At 60.3% G+C, this 18,259-nt stretch carries 8 protein-coding genes; 2 read left to right on the top strand and 6 right to left on the bottom strand.

The window, feature by feature from the left end; translation table 11 throughout:
• Positions 1-189: 189 nt before the first annotated feature.
• Both J8C06_RS13940 and J8C06_RS13935 read right to left on the bottom strand, forming a co-directional pair.
• Positions 190-2,412 carry an argonaute PAZ domain-containing protein gene (locus J8C06_RS13940; RefSeq protein WP_211430029.1) on the bottom strand — a complete coding sequence of 741 codons (2,223 nt, stop codon included), beginning with the start codon at positions 2,410-2,412 and terminating at the stop codon, positions 190-192.
• A gap of 103 nt (positions 2,413-2,515) precedes the next feature.
• Positions 2,516-3,523 carry a helix-turn-helix transcriptional regulator gene (locus J8C06_RS13935; protein ID WP_211430028.1) on the bottom strand — a complete coding sequence of 336 codons (1,008 nt, stop codon included), beginning with the start codon at positions 3,521-3,523 and terminating at the stop codon, positions 2,516-2,518.
• A gap of 119 nt (positions 3,524-3,642) precedes the next feature.
• Here J8C06_RS13935 and trpD point away from each other — a divergent pair, with 119 nt between their 5' ends.
• Together trpD and J8C06_RS13925 are read left to right on the top strand one after the other, a co-directional pair.
• The gene (gene trpD, locus J8C06_RS13930) at positions 3,643-4,611 is read left to right on the top strand and encodes an anthranilate phosphoribosyltransferase (RefSeq protein ID WP_211430027.1); all 969 of its coding nucleotides are present in this window, start codon (positions 3,643-3,645) and stop codon (positions 4,609-4,611) included.
• 145 nt (positions 4,612-4,756) lie between these two features.
• A complete protein-coding gene (locus J8C06_RS13925) occupies positions 4,757-5,923 on the top strand; it encodes a ferritin-like domain-containing protein (protein WP_211430026.1) in 1,167 nt (388 codons plus the stop codon).
• A 262-nt stretch (positions 5,924-6,185) separates the two neighbouring features.
• Here J8C06_RS13925 and J8C06_RS13920 read toward each other — a convergent pair whose 3' ends face one another.
• From J8C06_RS13920 to J8C06_RS13895, 4 genes are all read right to left on the bottom strand, one after another.
• Positions 6,186-6,983 carry an APH(3') family aminoglycoside O-phosphotransferase gene (locus J8C06_RS13920; protein WP_211430025.1) on the bottom strand — a complete coding sequence of 266 codons (798 nt, stop codon included), beginning with the start codon at positions 6,981-6,983 and terminating at the stop codon, positions 6,186-6,188.
• A gap of 143 nt (positions 6,984-7,126) precedes the next feature.
• Entirely contained in the window at positions 7,127-10,447 is a 3,321-nt protein-coding gene (locus J8C06_RS13915) for a Swt1 family HEPN domain-containing protein (RefSeq protein WP_211430024.1), read from the bottom strand.
• Positions 10,448-10,458: 11 nt separating this feature from the next.
• Entirely contained in the window at positions 10,459-14,040 is a 3,582-nt protein-coding gene (locus J8C06_RS15260; protein WP_455423725.1) for a DUF1156 domain-containing protein, read from the bottom strand.
• Entirely contained in the window at positions 14,037-18,113 is a 4,077-nt protein-coding gene (locus tag J8C06_RS13895) for a helicase-related protein (protein ID WP_211430023.1), read from the bottom strand. Before J8C06_RS13895 ends, J8C06_RS15260 begins: the two co-directional genes overlap by 4 nt.
• Positions 18,114-18,259 lie beyond the last annotated feature (146 nt).

Below are 18,259 nucleotides of genomic sequence, written 5' to 3'. Positions count from 1 at the left end.
TGCCGATTCAAGAGGATTGCGGCGCGCGGCAAGTAAGCTTTGGGTCCGTCCCGTCGCTGCCTTCGCGATATCGGCGTTCTGGCGCTCTGAGGCTTTGCTCCCCGCGCCCGAACTCAAGGACCGTTCCGCCGATGTTCATCTTGAATGAACCTGCGGTCGAGTACGGTGATTCGTTATCTCTGTTGTCTGCTAAACGGCAATCAATTTTTTGCGGTCAATGTTGTGCAAAATGCTTATCTGTCCTATACGTTGAAACTCCTTGCTACTTCTGTCAGCCAAGTGTAGAACCCAGGGCAAGCGACACGATTGAAACCCACTGGCAGGATGTAGCTGAGATAGGTGATAAGTTTGCAGGGCTAATAATTCCAGGGAAGTGTCACCGTACTCATGGACTACCTTGAGCGGTCTTGCGCTTCCGATTGTTCTATTTTCGGATTTGATGGGCTGACTCGTTATCAAAGTGAACGACTTCTCTTCTTGCCTGAAAACAACGGTGCCTATGTCTGCGTCACAATAAGTTTCCTTCCCTGCTTGTGTGGAAACTTTCTTTCCCATTCTGCTAGCGCCACTTTTGCGGACTCCTATGATGTCAACAGCTATCTTCATTTTCCCGAGTTCACTTATGGTTTTTTCGAACTCTCCTCTCTGAACCAGACCATCCCTCATTAGAAGCAGTTTTTTAGGATATGCTCCACGACTTTCTCTAAATTTGAAGAGCAAATTAGAAACCACTTGCCAAACTGCTTCGTCGGGGAACGTCTCTCCCATTTGTATGCTTGGCAGCTCCCAACCCAGGCTTTGTCCATCTGTAAGAACTGCGAATGCGGAAGCGCCGTAAAAGAGGCCTTGATTGCTCCCCACATCAAAACCGATGATGAGTTCAGCCATGTCAGGCAGGTTAACTCCCCCCAGCTTTACAGGCTGCCAACCGGCCTTGCAAAGAAGCCCTAGGACCACATTCAGGGCTTTGTTTTTGTCTGCCTTTGGTGTCGGCACGATGAACTGGGTGGCTATTCCTGCTTGTAGTGCCTCATTCCTAATTTTTTGCTTTTTCTCGCTAGAAGACCAAGGAAGAACTACTAAAACTGTTTTGACTCCTTCTTCGGACCAGGTTTCCCAGAAATCTTTCCGTTCTAGTTCGATGTCGCTTAGATCATTTGCTGTTCGGTACGATTCTATTTCTATGTTCACATTGCTACTCTTTGCTACTTCTTGTAAACATTTTTTCACTTCATCTGGGTACTTGTGAGCGTTATTAAATAGGTTAAGGCATCCAAATTTTATTTCGCCTTTTGCAACGCATCCTTTTTGCCTGACTTGGGCAACCTTGGTTACTTTATTGCCGTCTTTGGCTAAAAGATTCGCTTTCGGCAGAATGTATCCATCTACCTCACAGATCTGGATTTTTTGATTTTCAGCGGCAATTTTATATACTTTTCTTAGGATTTTTGCTGCTGTATCCTTTGACGAAACTAAACGACTATCTATGTCCTTCCTGATAATTTGAAGAACGTCCTTGTTTGTTTTTTTCTCAGAGGCTTGTTTTTCAAGAACTTGTGCCAGCATTTCCATCGTTAAGCTAGGTGATAGTCTTTTAGAGAGGTGTCCAATTGGTTTGGACTTTCGATCGTTCATTCTCCTAACAAGTACAACTTTTGAATCGTTTATCTCCCCTTCCGTAGCTCCCAACTTACGGTGATAATCTGCTAAGGTCTCATTTAGCTCAGGTATCATAAACTCTTCCGGTCGCTTTTCTGAGATACCTTCGTAAATCCAGCTAATATGGTCATTCTTTTCACTTTTGTATGTGTTCCGCACATACCTAACGGGAATGTCAGGATACTCTGCCAACCATTGGTGAAGTGTCCAGGGTGTAAAGAACCGGTAGTGTACGTCGATTTCTAAGTAGAGATTTCCGTCTGATTCTAAAACGATATCTACTTCTCTACCTCTGTGAATTTCCCATCCATCTCCGGATTTCTCTATACCTTCTTTACCGGGAATCCACCAGATGAGTCCATGCCCAGGCGATCTTTCAACTTTCATTGAAGGAAAGGCATTTGTCAGTTCTTTTTCTAAAATTTTACGTTCGAAAGCTTCAATACCTTTTTGCTCTTCTGGATTTTTACAATCGAGGTTTCTTGTTGTTAATTTTGACAAATCCCAATCTTCATGTTTCATTTTTTCTTGGCTGATTTCTTCTCTTGTGATTATTTTACTACCTAGTCTAACAGCGATTTTATCTAATTTGTAGCAGATTCTGGAGATAGCTTTTTGTTCATCCCCGAGCTTTGGATTATTTTTGAAGTTACATTTGTACTCGTGAAATTTTAAGTCATATCTGTCCAGCTTTTTTACTTTAAATCTATTTAACAAAACTTTAGTTTTCGTTAATCCAAGATTGAGATTCATAACCGGGTTGCACCTCCTTGATAATCACAAGAGCCTTTGAGTTATTGGATCTATTTCAGAAAGGTGAAATAAATCAAATATAAAGTTACTTTCAGAATCAGCGTCAGGTAGCCTCTTTTGCCGCATCGGAGTAGTGAGCCAGCAGGGCTTCTGCCTCTCGCCGTACCAAGTCGCGTAGGGCCGGCGGAGCCACGACCTGCACATGCGCACCGTACTGCATAACCCACTGCTTGACGCCTTCCAGCGCGCCGACCTGCATCGTGACCCGCAATCCCCCATCTGGCAGGTCTTCATAAAGAGCCGTCTTGTGAACCTTACTTTGTTGACGAATCCACCGTGCCTGGTAAGCGTCAAACTGCACGACCACGTCATAAAGCTGTCCATCACCGCGAATCATCCCGAATCCGCGCGCCAGATATCGTTCGATGTCAAAGCCAGTTGGTGGTTCAAACGTTTCATCGAGTACCGTAATCTCACGAATGCGTCCTAAATGAAAATCCAGCACCTTGTTTCGTAGGTGATCGAAGCCAATGACGTACCACTCGGCCCGGGCGCTATGTAGGTGCAACGGATCAAGTTTTCGTGCCTTTGTCTCACCCGAACTTTGGGTGAAGTAATTCATGTAAATGCGTTTGTGTTGAGCAATGGCCTGCAGGAGCGCCTTGAAATGCTCATGGTTGATGGAACTGGTTGGTAGTGGTTCAACTGACTGCGCGTTCAGCAAGTGCGTCAAATCAACCGATACCCTATCCGTGAACGACTGCACAACTTTCACCAAAACATTGGCAATGTCTGATGAGAGTCCGCCGGCGTATGCCTGAGCTAATCGTTCGGCTATAAGAATAGCCGCAACTTCACCTTCCGTGAGCGTCAGCCACGGAAGCGAGTGAACCGGCTCGGTATAATAAAACCCGCGTTGCCGCCCGCTGTAGGCAAGTGGCAAGTTGAAGCGATCACGCATGAAAGCGATTGTTTCCTGCGCGGTTTTGCGCGAAATTTCAAATTTCTCGGCAATCGAGCAAGTGTTTGGAAACCGCCCGGACTGGATTTCAGCGTGAATCCATGTGAAGCGTTCGAGTTGGCGAAAATGCAGGCGTGGTTTGATATCCATAAAACAAGCATACGCTCGGTGGTCGGAGAAATAACGTGTGACCAGTGAGTAGTTGGTTCATGCTTCGGCGTGGACAGACGCTACCACGATGGCCGCGCATCCCACGCCGTATGGATCCGATGACGAACGAGACCCATCCCGATTCTCTGGACGCGCTTCTGTCCGGCCGCCTGACCGACGCCGAAGCCGACGCCTGGTTGTCCCGGTTGACGCCCGAGCAGGCGACGTTTGAACAGTTTACTGCCTTGATTGCGGCCGTCCGCGCGCTGGCGCTGCCGATGCCGGACATCGCGGACGACATCCTCGACTGCTGTGGCACGGGCGGGAGCGGTCGCCCGCATTTCAACGTCTCCACAACCGTTGCCTTCGTTCTTGCCGCCAGGGGGGTGCGCGTCGTGAAGTTCGGCAACCGGGCCGCCACCAGCGCCAGCGGCAGCTTTGATTTGCTCGAACGGCTTGGCGTCCCCGTCGAATACCCCCTGGCGCGTCTCCCGGTCCTGCTTGACGTGACAAACCTGGCATTTCTTTACGCGCCCCAGTGCTACCCGGCGCTCAAGTCGGTAGCGGCGGCACGCCGGCGGTTTGGGCGTCCGACGCTGTTCAACTACATTGGGCCGCTTTTGCATCCGCTGCGTCCGGCGTGGCGCTTGATGGGCGTGTCGCACGGACGAATGCAGGCCTTTGCCGCGCAATGGCTGGCCAACGATTCCCAGACGCGCCGCGCCTTGGTCGTCCGCGGCGATCGGGATAGCGATGAACTGACCCCGGTCGGCACATCCAGCATCTACGACGTGCGGCCGCGGCAGATCGCCAAGTTCCCCTGGACGGCAACCAAGCCACCAGACACATCCCCGCCAACCGCAACGGACACGCCCGAGGCCAACCTCGACCGCTTCTGGCAAATCGTCAGTGGACAGGATACGACGTCGGCGGCGTACCACAGCGTCCGGCTCAACGCCGGATTTGGCCTGGTCGTGTCTGGTCATGCCGCGACGCCGGAAGAAGGCATGGCACAGGCTTCGGAGCTGCTGGCCACCGGACAGGTCAAACGGCAGGTTGAGCAGTTTCTGGCGCGCGTCCGAACGTGAGCGCCTGCGCTGCCAGGGAGCAGCCAAACCCCCGGCCGGCGTGGCGTCTCCAGGATCGGCTTTTCAGATGTGCGGCAAGGGCGTACCTTATACGGGCTGTGATGCCCCCGTCACCACCGTCCCTGCCACACGGAGGCAAGCCACGATGCTTCGTCTGCCAACCCGCGAATACGTCATTGCGGAACTAGATGCTCTGATCCAACAAGGCGCGATGCTTTACCAGGCAACGGCCAACGGAAACGTCCGGGTTCTCGCCGGTTTGCTTGGCCCGGCTTACCGCGGCCTGATTCAAAAACGCGGCAAGCGTGAAGACAGCACTGCATTGCCGGTTGGGTATCCGGCCAACTTCGATTGGCGCTACGAGCGCAATCAGCCGGAAATTCGCCGCCTGACAGAAGCCGCCAAAACTGCCCAGTGGAATGCCACGACCGACCTTGATTGGCAGCGCCCGGTTGACCCCTGTGATCCGTCGGTTGAGCTGCTGCCGGAAAAGTTCCATCCGGCCTACTGGCTGCCGCTGTGGTCAAAGCTGACGGAGCGGGAACGTCGCCAACAGGTCCATGCGCTGACCAGTTGGCTGCTGAGTCAGTTCCTGCACGGCGAACAGGGGGCGCTCTATGCCGCTGCGCTGACCACCACGGCCGTGCCCTGGCTCGACGCCAAGCTGTATGGCGGAACGCAGGTCATGGACGAAAGCCGGCACGTCGAAGCCTTCCATACCTACCTGACGACCAAGCTCGAGAAGCTCTACGACATCAACGACAACCTCTACGTGGTGATTGATGCCCTCATGACCGATTCCCGCTGGGACGTGAAGTTTCTCGGCATGCAAATCATGATTGAAGGGCTGGCGCTGGGGGCCTTCACCACCCTGCGGCAGTTGTCCGGCGAGCCGTTGCTGCGCGACCTCCTCAAGATGATCATCACGGACGAAGCTCGCCACGTTCACTTTGGCGTTCTGGCGCTGGGCGAGTTCTATCTCAAGGAGGTCAGCGAACGGGAGCGCCGCGACCGCGAAGACTGGGCTTTTGAAATGGCGGTGTTGCTGCGCAATCGGTTTTTGCTGCACGAAATCTACGACGAGCACTTTGCCCATCACATTCGGCGCACCCAGTGGAACCGCCTCGTCCTGCACTCGGACATGATGGCGATGTTCCGCCGGACGATGTTTCGCCGCATCATTCCCAATCTCAAGCGGATTGGTTTGCTCAGCGACCGCATTCGTCCACACTATGCCCAACTTGGCTTGCTGGCCTTTGAACACGAACGCGCCGCGCCGGAACTCACGGCGCAAGACCTGCTCAGTGAATAGGCATTGGCAAAAAGGCGTGTGGTTTTTCCACATCGCGCGCGGTCTCAGGCTTCAACACTTGGTTCCCGTTGAACGTACCGCGATGTAGGAGCATCTGTGTACAGCGATATAGTCTTGCGCAGTGCTGTAAAACCACCGCCGCCCAACGGCTGGCGTTAGCAGCGGGCGGGTAATTCAAAAATCTACCCTTTGGGGCTGAATCCCTTTGGGCAGTGGCAACGCCCCCGCCCGCGCCGTCCACAATGTCGGGCGCTTTCTTTATTCAAAATAACTCGTCCAGCAAAATATAGTACCTTATTTTATCCCAATCTGGTTCGATACCAAGTAGGTCAAAGAATAAATCAAGATACTTTTTATCATTGCCCATATCGTGTTGAATGGAATGAACACAAAAGGCTATATCGTACCATTTGTCTGCCTTTCCACTTCTTCCCAAATCTACAAAGCCGCTTATTTGATCGTTCGCAACAAAAATATTGCTATCTCCAAAATCACCATGAGAAAACACAAGTTCTTCGTTTGGCTTATGCTCCCTTAGAAAGGTATATAACTCATTTGGATCTCTAAAAGGCGTGTCATTTTCCCAATTCTCGATATCTATATCGGCCAGATTGTTTCGTAGTAAGTAGTCTAATTCGCTAAGACGAAAGTCTATGTCGCTGACAAAAGGACAATCTAAAATGCTAACAGATTGAAAAAGTTTAATGCCTTCGCTGTACATTCTGATCATTTTCTCTGGGTCACGCTGTTTTTGATGATATACGTGCCCTACGACCCCATTAACTTCGCGCATGAGTAAAAAATTTGTGCTTTCGTATTGCTCGAAATGCAATACCTCTGGAACAGGCACTTTTCCTTTTAGCCATAGCATGACGTCTTTTTCACGCTCAACATCGTATGTTGTTCCGCGATATTGGCTATCTGACATTTTTAAGTAAAGATTCTCACTGCAACCGATTAATTTATACACGCGGGCAGGGGACATTCCTTCCGTGTCTTTCACGAAATGATAATTTTTTGTAATTTCACTCAACTGCTTGGAAAACCTTAAGCTCAACATGGCGTTATCTTCTTATTTGGAATAATCTCTGCAACTTTGTGTAGTGCGACAACCGCTCAACGCTCGGCATCAGCCGCGGTGCGCAGCACCATCTGCTACAGGCTTTGGTCGGGCGCTTCCCGGCAGCCGGTGCGCCGGAGCGGCTATTCCCGCTCGAAGCCACAACTGGTGAACTTCAGCGTCCGGCTGTTCTCGGTCACCGTGCGGACCAGTTGCTCCGCGGCCCCGTGGGGGAGCATCGCTTCAATCTCGAGCGTGACCGTGACCTCTGCGCCGAGCTGCGCGGTCAGATGGGCAATGACCTCTTCGGCGATGCGGCCGGCGTCACGGCCGACCCGCGCGGGATCAAGCTTGACCGTGCCGTGGAACCGCCGGGGTGCTGCCTTTGCGGGTTCGGCCTGCGTGCCGGACTCCACGGGGTCCGGGCGGGTCTTGACCACCGGATCTACCTTGCTCGTTTCCGGCACGCCGGGGGCTTCGGCGGCCATCTGGCGCTGCGCCACGTCCGGCTTGACCAGCAAACCCGGACTTTCAGGCAAGAGCGGCACCACCTGGCCGCCGCGCAACCCTTGATAGCGACCAGCGCCCTCGTCGTAGCGCTCCGCGTAAGCGAAGGTGTCGGCTTGCCAAGTGAGCAGCGATAGCCCGCCTTCGATGGCCTTGACCAGGACACCGGGACTGGCCAGCCGGGGCAGGTACAGGTAACTGGCAAAGTCCTGGATGAGCTGCCTGATCGCCACGTGGTTGCCCCGCCACAGCGGTACCGCGTCGAGATGCCGGCGCAGCATCGTCGCGCCGAGCGTGAGGAGCATCAGCTCGTCGTCGCGGAGCTTCTTGCTTGCGCGCGCAGCCAGCGCATCGTTCCCCGAAAGCCGGACGGCCTGCCACGTGAGCGCCGCCTGCGGGTTCGCTTGCTCTGGCACCAGCAGCCACTGGTAGGTTTCGGGCAACCGCGCCGCCACCGCACTATCGGCGGCCTGTAGTTGCGTTTCGGCCTGCCGCACTTGGTGCGGGTCGAGGTTCAGCGCCTCCTTCTCGTCCAGGATGGACCGCCAGGCCAGGAACCGGCGGATCGCCTCGTCCAGGTCCTGCAAGCGCACCTTGTCGGCGGCCAGAAAGACCAGCGTGTTGCGGTACAGGCGCGGGGTGGTGCCGCGCGACTCGAGGATCGCCCGCGCCGCGGTCTCGGCCGCGCTTCCGGCCTCTTTGCTGTACGGATGCTCGGCGGCCAGCACCACCAACCCCGTATCCAGATCGTCGGCCACGTCCGCGCTCGAGCGCGGCAGCACATGGACGCGTTCGAAGTCGCCGCGATTGCACAGGTTGGCCTTGAGCCGCCGCTCCAGCTCCTGCGCCACCTGATCGGGGTCGCGCTTGAGCAGTTCCGCGCGATCCTCCGCCAGCTTGGTGACCGTCGGCTGCGTCGCGTACCAGAAGCGCGGCCCGTCCTGGTACAGGTAGGTCGCCGTGGCCGCCAGCCGCCGCAGCGCATCGCCGAACACCGCCGGGGACTCGCCCGGCATCACGCAGCCGAGCTTGATGTGCCGGTCCTCCAGACCGCGGTGCGCCGCGGCCGCCGTCGGCGCCGAACCGAGGAAGATGGTCCGCGCCACTCGCCGCGTCGCGTGCAGCTTGCCGAGGTTGGGCTGCTCGCCGTCGAGCTTCAGCGGCAGCGAACTCGGCCCGTCCACGTCCTTCTCGATGATCGGCGCCCAGTTGTCCGCGAGGTAGCGCGTCAGCTCGGACTGCACGCGCGGATCGTCAATCGGGATGGTCGAAGGCAGGATCAGCGGGTTGCGGTCGCCCTTCTCCCACAGGCTGTGGATCACCGCCGCCATCAGCCGCAGCACGCCGCGCGTGCGCTGGAACTTGAGCAGCGTGGACCAGTCCTCGTACAGCCGGTCGAAGATCTCCGGGTGGATCGGGTACGCCGCCTGGATGCGCTTCTCGTAGTCGCTCCCCTTGCACTCGGGTGGAAACTCGGCGCCCTGCGCGTGATAGAGGTCGGCGAAGGCGCGCGCGGTCACGTCGCGCTGCTTGAAGGCCTCGGGTCCGGCCAGTGGCTCGAACAGCCGCCGGCGTACGATCTCGAAGCCCTCCTCGGCGCTGGCCGGACGCCACGCCGACTCGATTCTTCCAATCACGTTGCGCAGCCGCTCCAGGGCCTCGCGCCCGCGGAGGCCGCCCACTTCGGCGTCATCCGCCGCCGTGTGCGGCAAGCCATGGGTATCCGAGGCCGGCAGCGAGATCACCAACAGGCAACGGCCGGCGAGCTTGGCCGACTCGGTGAGCGCCTGCGCGAAGGTGAACTGGGTCTCAAAGCTCCCCCCCGGCAGATCGCTCTGGTCATGGAGCTGCCGCGCGTAGGCCACCCACTCGTCAATCAGGACGAGGCACGGCCCGTACTCGTTGAAGAGTTCGCGCAGCACATCGCCGGGGTTGGTGGCGCGTTCGTCATCGGCACGAATCCGCTCGAAGGCCGGCTTGCCGCCAAGTTGCCAGGCCAGTTCGCCCCACAGCGTGCGCACGACGGTGCCATCGGGCTTGGTGCTGGGGTTGCCCGGCGAGATTTTGTTCCCCACCAGCACGACCCGCCGCACGGTGGGCAGGTCCTTCAGACCCGCCTTGTCCAGCACCTCCTCCACGCCGACCAGCTCGCTTGGCTTGACCCCGGAAAACAGATGATACAGGGCCAGCATCGAGTGGGTCTTGCCCCCGCCGAAATTGGTCTGGAGCTGCACCACCGGGTCGCCGCCCTGGCCCGAGAGGCGCTGCACCGCGCCGACCAGGAGTCCCTTGAGGCTCCCGGTCAGGAAGGTGCGGCGGAAGAACTCCTTCGGGTTTCGGTACTCATCGGCGCCCTCGCCCAGATAGACCTGCCAGAGGTCGGCGGCGAACTCGGCCTGCTGGTAGCGGCCGCTCGCCACATCGGCGTGCGGCGTGACGACCTCGCGCCACGGCTTGAGCGCACCGCTCGCGGCGGCCTCGATCAGCGAGCCGCCAACCTTGCGCTTCTCGTTGCGCACCTGCTCGTCGAAGATGAGCCGGCGCAGCTCCTGCTTCATCCGGCCCACTTCCTCAGCCTGTGGGGCCGAAACCGCCGTCAGCAGCCGCGCGATGGAGTCGAGGGCGCGGTCGGCGTCGTCGCTCGAGAACGTCTTCTGGTGCGCCCACTTGTTGCGCCACTCGCGGATTTCCGACACCAAGCTGCGCTCGGCAAAGCCCAGGGTATGCCTGAAAACATCGTTCCAGGTATCCCACATGAGTTTGAGCAGTGGCGAAGCATCCCACTCAGCCATGGACTTGCCTTTGAGCAGCGGATCCTCGGCCAAGCCCCGCACCGCTTCCGGCGAAAGGCGGCCCGCCTGGATGGCAGACTGCACCTCGCGCTCGACAAAAGGCCCCAGGCCTGCCTTGAGCGCCTCCAGGGCCCGTCCTACCCGTTCCATGTTGGTCATCGCCATGGTCTCCTCCGTTAGAAGAGCGCCCGCTGTTCGGCGCCGGTCTCACGCTGCTGCTGGGCCAGCCGGGCAATCTCAGGCCAGCTCTGCACCAGCGCATTGTACGAGAGCGCCTCGGAAGCGCGCTTTTTGCGCTCGCAGATGGTGTAGAGCCGGTAGGCCAGCTCGCGCGCGGTCTCGGCCCGGCTGCCCAGCTTGGCGACCAGCTCGGCGGCTGCGCTCTCGCCGTCCGTCTCGAGGACGCGAATGAGCTGATGCACGACCTTCCAGTGAGGAGTGAGGGAAGAGGAGTGAGGAGTGAGGGAAGAGGAGTGAGGAGTGAGGGGAGAGGAGTGAGGAGTGAGGGGAGAGGAGTGAGGAGTGAGACCGGCTCCTTCTCTCTTCTCATGCCTCTTCCCTCGGTTCTCATCCGGCGGCAGCTCCTCGGGCCGCAGCAGCCGAACCCGGCCGCGCCTGGATTCCACGATGCCGGCCTCCACCATGCCGGCCACGCTCGTGTTCTTGGCGCGCGCCAGCACGTCGGCCACGCCGAACTCACCCTCGGCGAAGCCGTGCTGCTCGAACCACGCCAGCGCCCAACGGCTGTCAGCATCGAAGTCGCCCTCCTGCTCGGCCAGCGCCTCATCCAGTACTTGGTTGATGAATGAGAGCGCCTCGCGCACGGTCACCGGCCTACCTTCGGCGTCGAGCACCTTGGCGTAACGGGTGAACACCGCCATGCCCGGGCCGATGGCCGCCTGCGCCAAGTCCACCGGCGCGATGTTACTGCGTTGCAGGTAGGCGAGCGCGCCGGGCAACTCGCGCTTCAGCGCGGCGACGAACTCGCGGCGCGTGGCCGTGGGGGCATTGGCAGCCCGCGGGCGGCAGACGAGGACGATGCTGGAAGCGAGGGCATTCGTGCCGATGCCGATGGACCGGGCGCCGCGCTCCGTCCGCATAGGCCATGTGCCGCTGACGGCGAAGCCGGCGCGGATCACGGCGTCGAGGAAGGTGTCCCAGCCGGTGCTCGCCGTGCCTTCGTCGCCGTCGGTCTCCAACTGTTTGAAGGCGTAGTAGATTGTGACCGGGAAGGCTGGATGGGCCTGCTCCGCAAGCCGGTGCATCGCCTGCGTCATACCATCGAGAAAAAAAGCCTCAGCCTTCTCCTTGCTGCCGTGACGGTACGGCGTGGCCACCAGTTCCTCGGCCTTGGGCACGGCGAGCGTGGCAAAGAGGTCGGGGAAGACAGTCCGCAGCGACTGGCGCAGCCAGACGTAGAAGAAGTCCGACAGGTCGGCGTAACCGATGTTGTCGTAGTAGGGCGGGTCGGTAGAGACGACCCGCCCGCGCACGGCGACACTCTGCGCATCACCTTGTGAGGCGTTCCCGCCCGCACCGGGAATGAGTACCTCGATTGCCTTAGCAACCTGCCCGACACCGCTCTCGATGCTTCCGGTTGCACCACCGAGCGTGTTCGTTTCGCAGTAGTCCCAGACCATCGGGATTGCTTGCCGTCCAAAAGTATTGCGCAGGGTCTCACCGCCTGAAATCCATCCGCAGATCGTCGAGTTGTAGTCGGCAGCTTTGTCGATCGCGATTCCCAAATACACCCCCACCGCCTCGGCATACGCTGTCGCACCCGTGCCGCCGTCGCGCAGGGGTTTGCCATCGTCGGGCAGGCCGGCGGCGAGGGCGTCCTGGCGCACCTTTTCCATCGCCTCGCCCACCAAGTCGGAGAAGGTCGTCAGCGCCACGAGCTGGCGAGGGGTGAAGTAGTCGCCAAACGTTCGGAAGCCGTAGCGGCGCCCCTGTGCGTTGCTGGCCCAGGTTCCGCGGCTGGGCACATCCGGCTTCCAAGTCGGCTGTGCTTGTTTCGCGACAGCCTCGTGCTCCGGCAGAGGATCGAGGTAGACGCGCCCGCGGTCGCCTTCAGCGACGATGGCCATCAATCGCGCACCCATGCGACCAGCATTCGCCTGATCGTCAATGTATTCATACCGAAATGGCGTGTTCGACATCAGGCATCGAAAGCTTCCTTGCGACAGCTTCGTACCGCTCTTTGCCGCCCCCGCATCCTTCGGCTTCCCCACCTTCACCGTGAAGCGGTAGCCGCCGTCCTCGATCACCGGCTCGACATACGCCTCCTTGCCCGGCTTGGTGGAGAGCATGAAGGTCGAGGCGAGCGGCACGTCCACCGTGGCGAAGGCCGGGTTCGGGCTTTTGACCGTGCGGGCCCACAGCCAGGCGATGACGGTGAGCTGGTGCGAGGAGAGAGTAGAGAGAAGTGAGGAGAGAGTGGGGTGACCGCATTCGCGGGCTGTCTCTTCGCCGTGCTCGTTTCTCACTCCTCGTTCCTCACTCCTTCTCCATTCGTCCACTTCGGCTGCGCCGAAATACCGCCCGGAGCGCGCGTCGTACCACGCGGTCACCTTGGGGTAGAGGTGGCCGATGCGCTTCTCCGCTTCGTCGCGCATCCACCGGCCATAGTAGCGCACGTCTTCGGCCAGGCCCTGCGCGCCCTTGTAGGAGCGAGGGAAGAGGAGTGAGGAGTGAGACCTCAGGCGTTTCGGCGCTTCTGGCGCATCGCCGTCAGCATCCGGCTCACCTCGTCCAGCAATCCTCGAAGGGTTCGCGTCTGGTCGGGTGGAAACCATCCCAGATCCTCGCAGAGGGTCAGGAGCGTCTCCACTTCCGCCAGAGAGCCCTGGGCGATGGCCAGGAACTGTGCCTTTTCCTTGCTTGATTCCCTCGTCCATCCCTCGGCGATGTTGGCCGGGATCGAAACGACCGCCCGGGTGATCTGACTCCGCATCCCGTAGGTCTCTTCGCGTGGCAGCCGCGGCACCAGCCGATACACTTCGCGCGCCGCTTGCATCGCTTTCTGCCAGAGCATTGTCTCGCGATAGTGCATCGCTCTCCCTCCTCAATCTGCTTCTCTCACTTCTCTCTCCGCTTCCCTCACTTCTCGCCACGGGGTTCACCGGGGGCCGGCCCGCGAACTTTGGCGGAATCTCGATCATGGCCTTGTTGATGAGCACCGCGACGGGGTTCAGGTCGCTGGCGTAGGCCTCCAGCCCCAGCCGCTGGGCCTCCAGCGGCAGCGCCCCGCCGCCGGCGAACGGGTCGTGGAAGGCCGGCAGCTTGTCTGGATTGAACAAAGCCTCGTCCCGGCTGATCTCCTCGGCGGTCATGCTCTCACTTCTCACTTCTCTTTTCTCACTTCTCTCGCTTCTCTCTTCTCTCCACGCTCTCCTCGCCTCGCAGGTGCGCCGCCAGCTTTTCCAGATCTCGTCGCGCGCCGCCTGCAAGACCGTCTCGTTGGTGGTGTTTTCCCACTGCACCAAGTCTTCGATGAGGCGGAAGAGCCGCTCGCGCTCTTTTTGCTGGGCTTCCTCGGTGGGGAACAGCTCGGGCCAGCTCGCGGGGTCGTCCACCATCTGGGCGAAGATCACCGCCCGCGCCGCCGCCAGGGGCCGGCGCGCCCACCACAGGTGCAGGGTGCTGGGGTGGCCGTGGCGGATGGACTTCTCGCGGGCGCTGGCTTTGTTGATGGCCTCGAGGGGAAGGGCGACTTCGATGAGCTTCTTCTTGTGGGTCATGGTCTTTGCGTAGGTCATGCGGGCTCTCCTGCACGACTCAGCAGGTCGGCAAAATCGTAGTTTACGCTCGTTACCCCGAAATCCGGCTCGCGCTGGAAGGGACGGCGCAGGTAGGAAACGCGGTGGGTGCCGTCGTCGTGGAACTCCACCAGCGCGAGGATGTAGTCGTCGGGTTTGTTGAGGCTGGTCAGGATCTCGTTCTTCGTCACGGTCACGGTGTCCGCTCCGGCCACGCGGCCCTTCACCTCGATGAAGCGTAGCCGCCCCGTGCCAGGAACGCGGCTTTCGATGTCGTAGCCGAGCTTGTCGTGCTCGCGGTCCGTCGGCTCGTAGCCCAAACGCCGCTCAACCTCCATCACAATCGCCCGCGCGCGGGCGGCGACAAGCTGGGTATCCGTGGTGGGGGGCGCGGGTGCGACGGGCGGGCGTCCCATCATCGCAGCGATGAGCCCGAGCGGCACGACCACGAAGCCGCCCAGTACCACCGGCGGTAGCGCCGAAATCTGCGCTTCACCGTCAAGCTCGGCCAGCCGGCGCTCGAGGCGGACTTGCAGCTCGTCGGCGCGGCGGCGCGCCTCGTGCGAGTTGAGCCGCGCGCCAGCCTTGCCGGCCTGCTCCTGGAGCTTCAACTGTTCGGCGCGGTGGTCCCAGTAGGCGATCTCCTTGGTCAGGCGGTCCTTCACGGCGGCGCGGGTCTTGTCAATCCACGCGAGGCGCCGGCTGCGCACCTCGGCCACGTGCTCAGGAACCACCCTTGCAATGGCGTGGTCGCGGGCCTTTTGCTCAAGCTCCTGGCCGGTGGCACGCGCGATCCAGGCGCACTCGGGGCGGGCGAGCAGGTCGGCCAGTGATGGCTCGCTCTCGGCCAGCGGGCGGTAGTCGAGGTAGGGCGCGTAGGACGAGAAGTGGGTGAAGAGGAGGGAGGGATGAGGCGTGAGGGAAGAGAAGTGAGAAGTGAGAGGGGGTGAGTGAGGCGTGAGGGAAGAGAAGTGAGAAGTGAGAGGGGGTGAGTGAGGCGTGAGGGAAGAGAAGTGAGAAGTGAGAGGGGGTGAGTGAGGCGTGAGGGAAGAGAAGTGAGAAGTGAGAGGGGATGAGTGAGAAGTGAGAGGAACACATTCTCTCCCTCCTTGCTCCTCTCCCTTCGCTCCCCGTTCCTCTTCTCTTGCTCCCCGTTCCTCTTCTCTTGCTCCTCGCTCCTCTTCTCTCGCTCCTCGCTCCTCTTCTCTCGCTCCTCGCTCCTCTTCTCTCGCTCCTCGCTCCTCTTCTCTCGCTCCTCGCTCCTCTTCTCTCGCTCCTCGCTCCTCTTCTCTCGCTCCTCGCTCCTCTTCTCTCGCTCCTCGCTCCTCTTCTCTCACTCCTCGCTCCTCTTCTCTCACTCCTCGCTCCTCTCCCCTCACTCCTCGTTCCTCTTTCACTTCGACGTAAAACAGTCGCCGCGAGATGGTGCGGCGCTCGCCCGACGGCAGCCGAGTCGCGTCCTGGATGGCATGCTCCAGGGTCAAGAGCAGGCGCGGGCTCGTGCCGGGGTCGCGCTCGTCCACCAGCACCGTGCCGCGTCTGAGCAGATCGCGGTGGCGCTCGAGCGTGAGGTCCAGGACGGCGTCAAGCAGCGGGTGGCCCGGACACACAAAGGCCGCAAGCGGCTGGCCCGGCGGCGCGATCAAGTCCTTCTCAAAGGCGATGCGCTCATAGCGCGACAGCACCGGCTCGCCGGCGCCAATCTGGCGGTCGCGGTTGCGCACGGGCGCGGGCACGTGCGTGACTTCGTAGCGCCGCGGCTCGCGCTGGCGGATGGTCCCGCCCAGGCGCTTGAAGGCCTCGAGGAAGAACGACTCGATGTAATGCGGCTGCAAGCGGCGCGCCTCGGCCCGCTCCATGTCTTCGCGGATGCGCGCCACGCGGCTCAAGTCCATGGCGTCGTGAGCGAGTGCGCGTTCATCAATCAGCTTTTCGAGACGCCGGCGGTTGACACCGTGCTCGATGGCTTGTGTCAGCCGGGCGCGGACTTCCGGCTGCTCACCATAGCGGATCGCCTCGATGAGCAAGTCGCGCAGCGGACGGCCGTCGAACTGGAGCTTGCCCAGCACGTCGAAGACCTGGCCGCCCAGCGCCTGGCGCGCTTCCTCGAGCTTCTCCAGCAGCCGCCGGTAAACATCGCCCTCGCGGGTCTCCTCGGCCACCAGGTTCCACAGGTGGCAGACCTCGGTCTGGCCGATGCGATGGATGCGTCCGAAGCGTTGTTCCAGGCGGTTGGGGTTCCACGGTAGGTCGTAGTTGACCATCAGGTGCGCGCGCTGCAGGTTGATGCCCTCACCGGCGGCGTCGGTGGCGAGCAGCACCTGTACCTCGGGGTCGTGCCGGAACCGCTCCTGCGCCTTGCGCCGCTCCTCGCGTCCCATGCCGCCGTGAATCACCGCAATCGCTCCTGGGCGCCCCAGCAGCGCCCCGATCCGGTGCTCCAGATAGTTGAGCGTGTCGCGGTGCTCGGTGAAGATGACGAGCTTCTGGCGCCGCGCGGACACGGGTTTTGCTCCCGGGTCGGCGGCATAGGGTAGAGCCGGCTCCGTGGCCCGGTCGCCCAAGTCAGTGGGCGTGAAGATCTCACCGAGCAAGTTCGATAGCTCGCGCCACTTGGTGTCCTCACCGCGCTTTCGCACATCATTGGCCAGAGCTTCCAGGCGGCTGAGTATGGCGATCTCGGCCCGTAGCTCGGCTAGGGTGGCGGCGGCCGTGGCCTGGTCGAGAATCTCTTCCTCGATGGCCTCGACCTCGTTTTCGGGGGCTTCGTCGAGGTCTTCGATGTCGTCGGCGTCGAGCAGAGGCCCGGCCAGCGTTGCCGCCGGCACGGTGGCCCCGCGCTGCAGAAGCTCCAGCTCGCGCAGGCGCTTTTCCAACCGCTCGCGGCGGCGGCGCAGCGACTGGTAAATGGCCTCCGGCGACGAAGCCAGCCGCCGCTGCAGGATGGTGAGCGCGAAACCGACCGTGCCGGCACGCTTGTCGTTCTGCAGCGCCTCGGCGCGGTTGAACTCCTGGCGCACGTACTCGGTGACTTCCTTGTAAAGCCGGGCCTCGGCGTCGGAGAGCCGGTAGGGTACCGTGTGGGCAATGCGCTCGGGGAAGAGCGGCGTGCCGTCGAACTTGAGCAGGTTCTCCTTCACCATCCGGCGCATCAGGTCGGAGGTATCGGCTTGGTGTACGCCGTCGCGGAACTTTCCCTCAAAGCGGTCACCGTCGAGCAACGCCAGGAAGAGCTGGAAGTCCTCTTCCCGGCCGTTGTGCGGCGTGGCCGTCATCAGCAGAAAGTGGCGCGTGAGTCCGGAGAGGAGCTGACCGAGCCGGTAGCGCTTGGTGTACTTGACCTCGCCGCCGAAGAAGGTGGCGGAGAGCTTGTGCGCTTCGTCGCAGACGATGAGGTCGTAGCGATTCTCAGGGGCGCGGAGCTTCTGCTGAACCTCCTCGTTGCGCGCCAGCTTGTCGAGGCGGGCAATGGCCAGGTCGTGCTCGAGAAACCAGTTGCCGGTGCGGGCAGCCTCGAGCTTGTCGTTGGTGAGAATCTCAAAGGGAAGGTGGAAGCGGTGGTACATCTCGTCCTGCCACTGTTCGACCAGACTGCCCGGGCACACGATGAGGCAGCGCTTGAGGTCGCCGCGCAGGATGAGTTCCTTGATGAGGAGTCCGGCCATGATGGTTTTGCCGGCGCCGGGGTCGTCGGCCAGGAGAAAGCGCAGCGGCTGCCGGGACAGCATGGCTTCGTAAACGGCGGTGATCTGGTGGGGCAGCGGCTCGACCAGCGAGGTGTGTACCGCGAGCACGGGATCAAACAGGTGCGCGAGCCGGATGCGGTGGGCTTCCGAGACGAGACGGAAGAGCGCGCCGTCGCCGTCAAAGCTCCACGGCCGACCGTGCTCGACGATTTCCAGCCGGGCCTCGTCGCCGCGATAGAGAACTTCGTCGGCAATGCGGCCGTCGGGTCCGCGGTAAACGAGGGTCAGTGCTTCCGACCCGTGCCAAGTGACACTAACGACGGTGACAAGTGCGTTCGGGAGAATGCCGCGGACCGTGGCGTCGGGTTGGAGATCTTCGAGTCTCACGACGTTGAGCACCCTATCCTGTTACGAATGTGGGTTGGGCGTCCACCGGGTTCGGACTGGCGAGATACTTCGGTAATACGCCCAACGTTTGCCATAACCGGCTGCCTGGAAGCGGGCGAAGCCCACTGTATCCAGTCCGTGTTGAT

The organism is Chloracidobacterium validum (assembly GCF_018304825.1).
GTDB classification, from domain to species: domain Bacteria; phylum Acidobacteriota; class Blastocatellia; order Chloracidobacteriales; family Chloracidobacteriaceae; genus Chloracidobacterium; species Chloracidobacterium validum.
The sequence above is the reverse complement of the archived record's forward strand: the minus strand, read 5'-3'. Positions and strand labels throughout refer to the sequence as shown.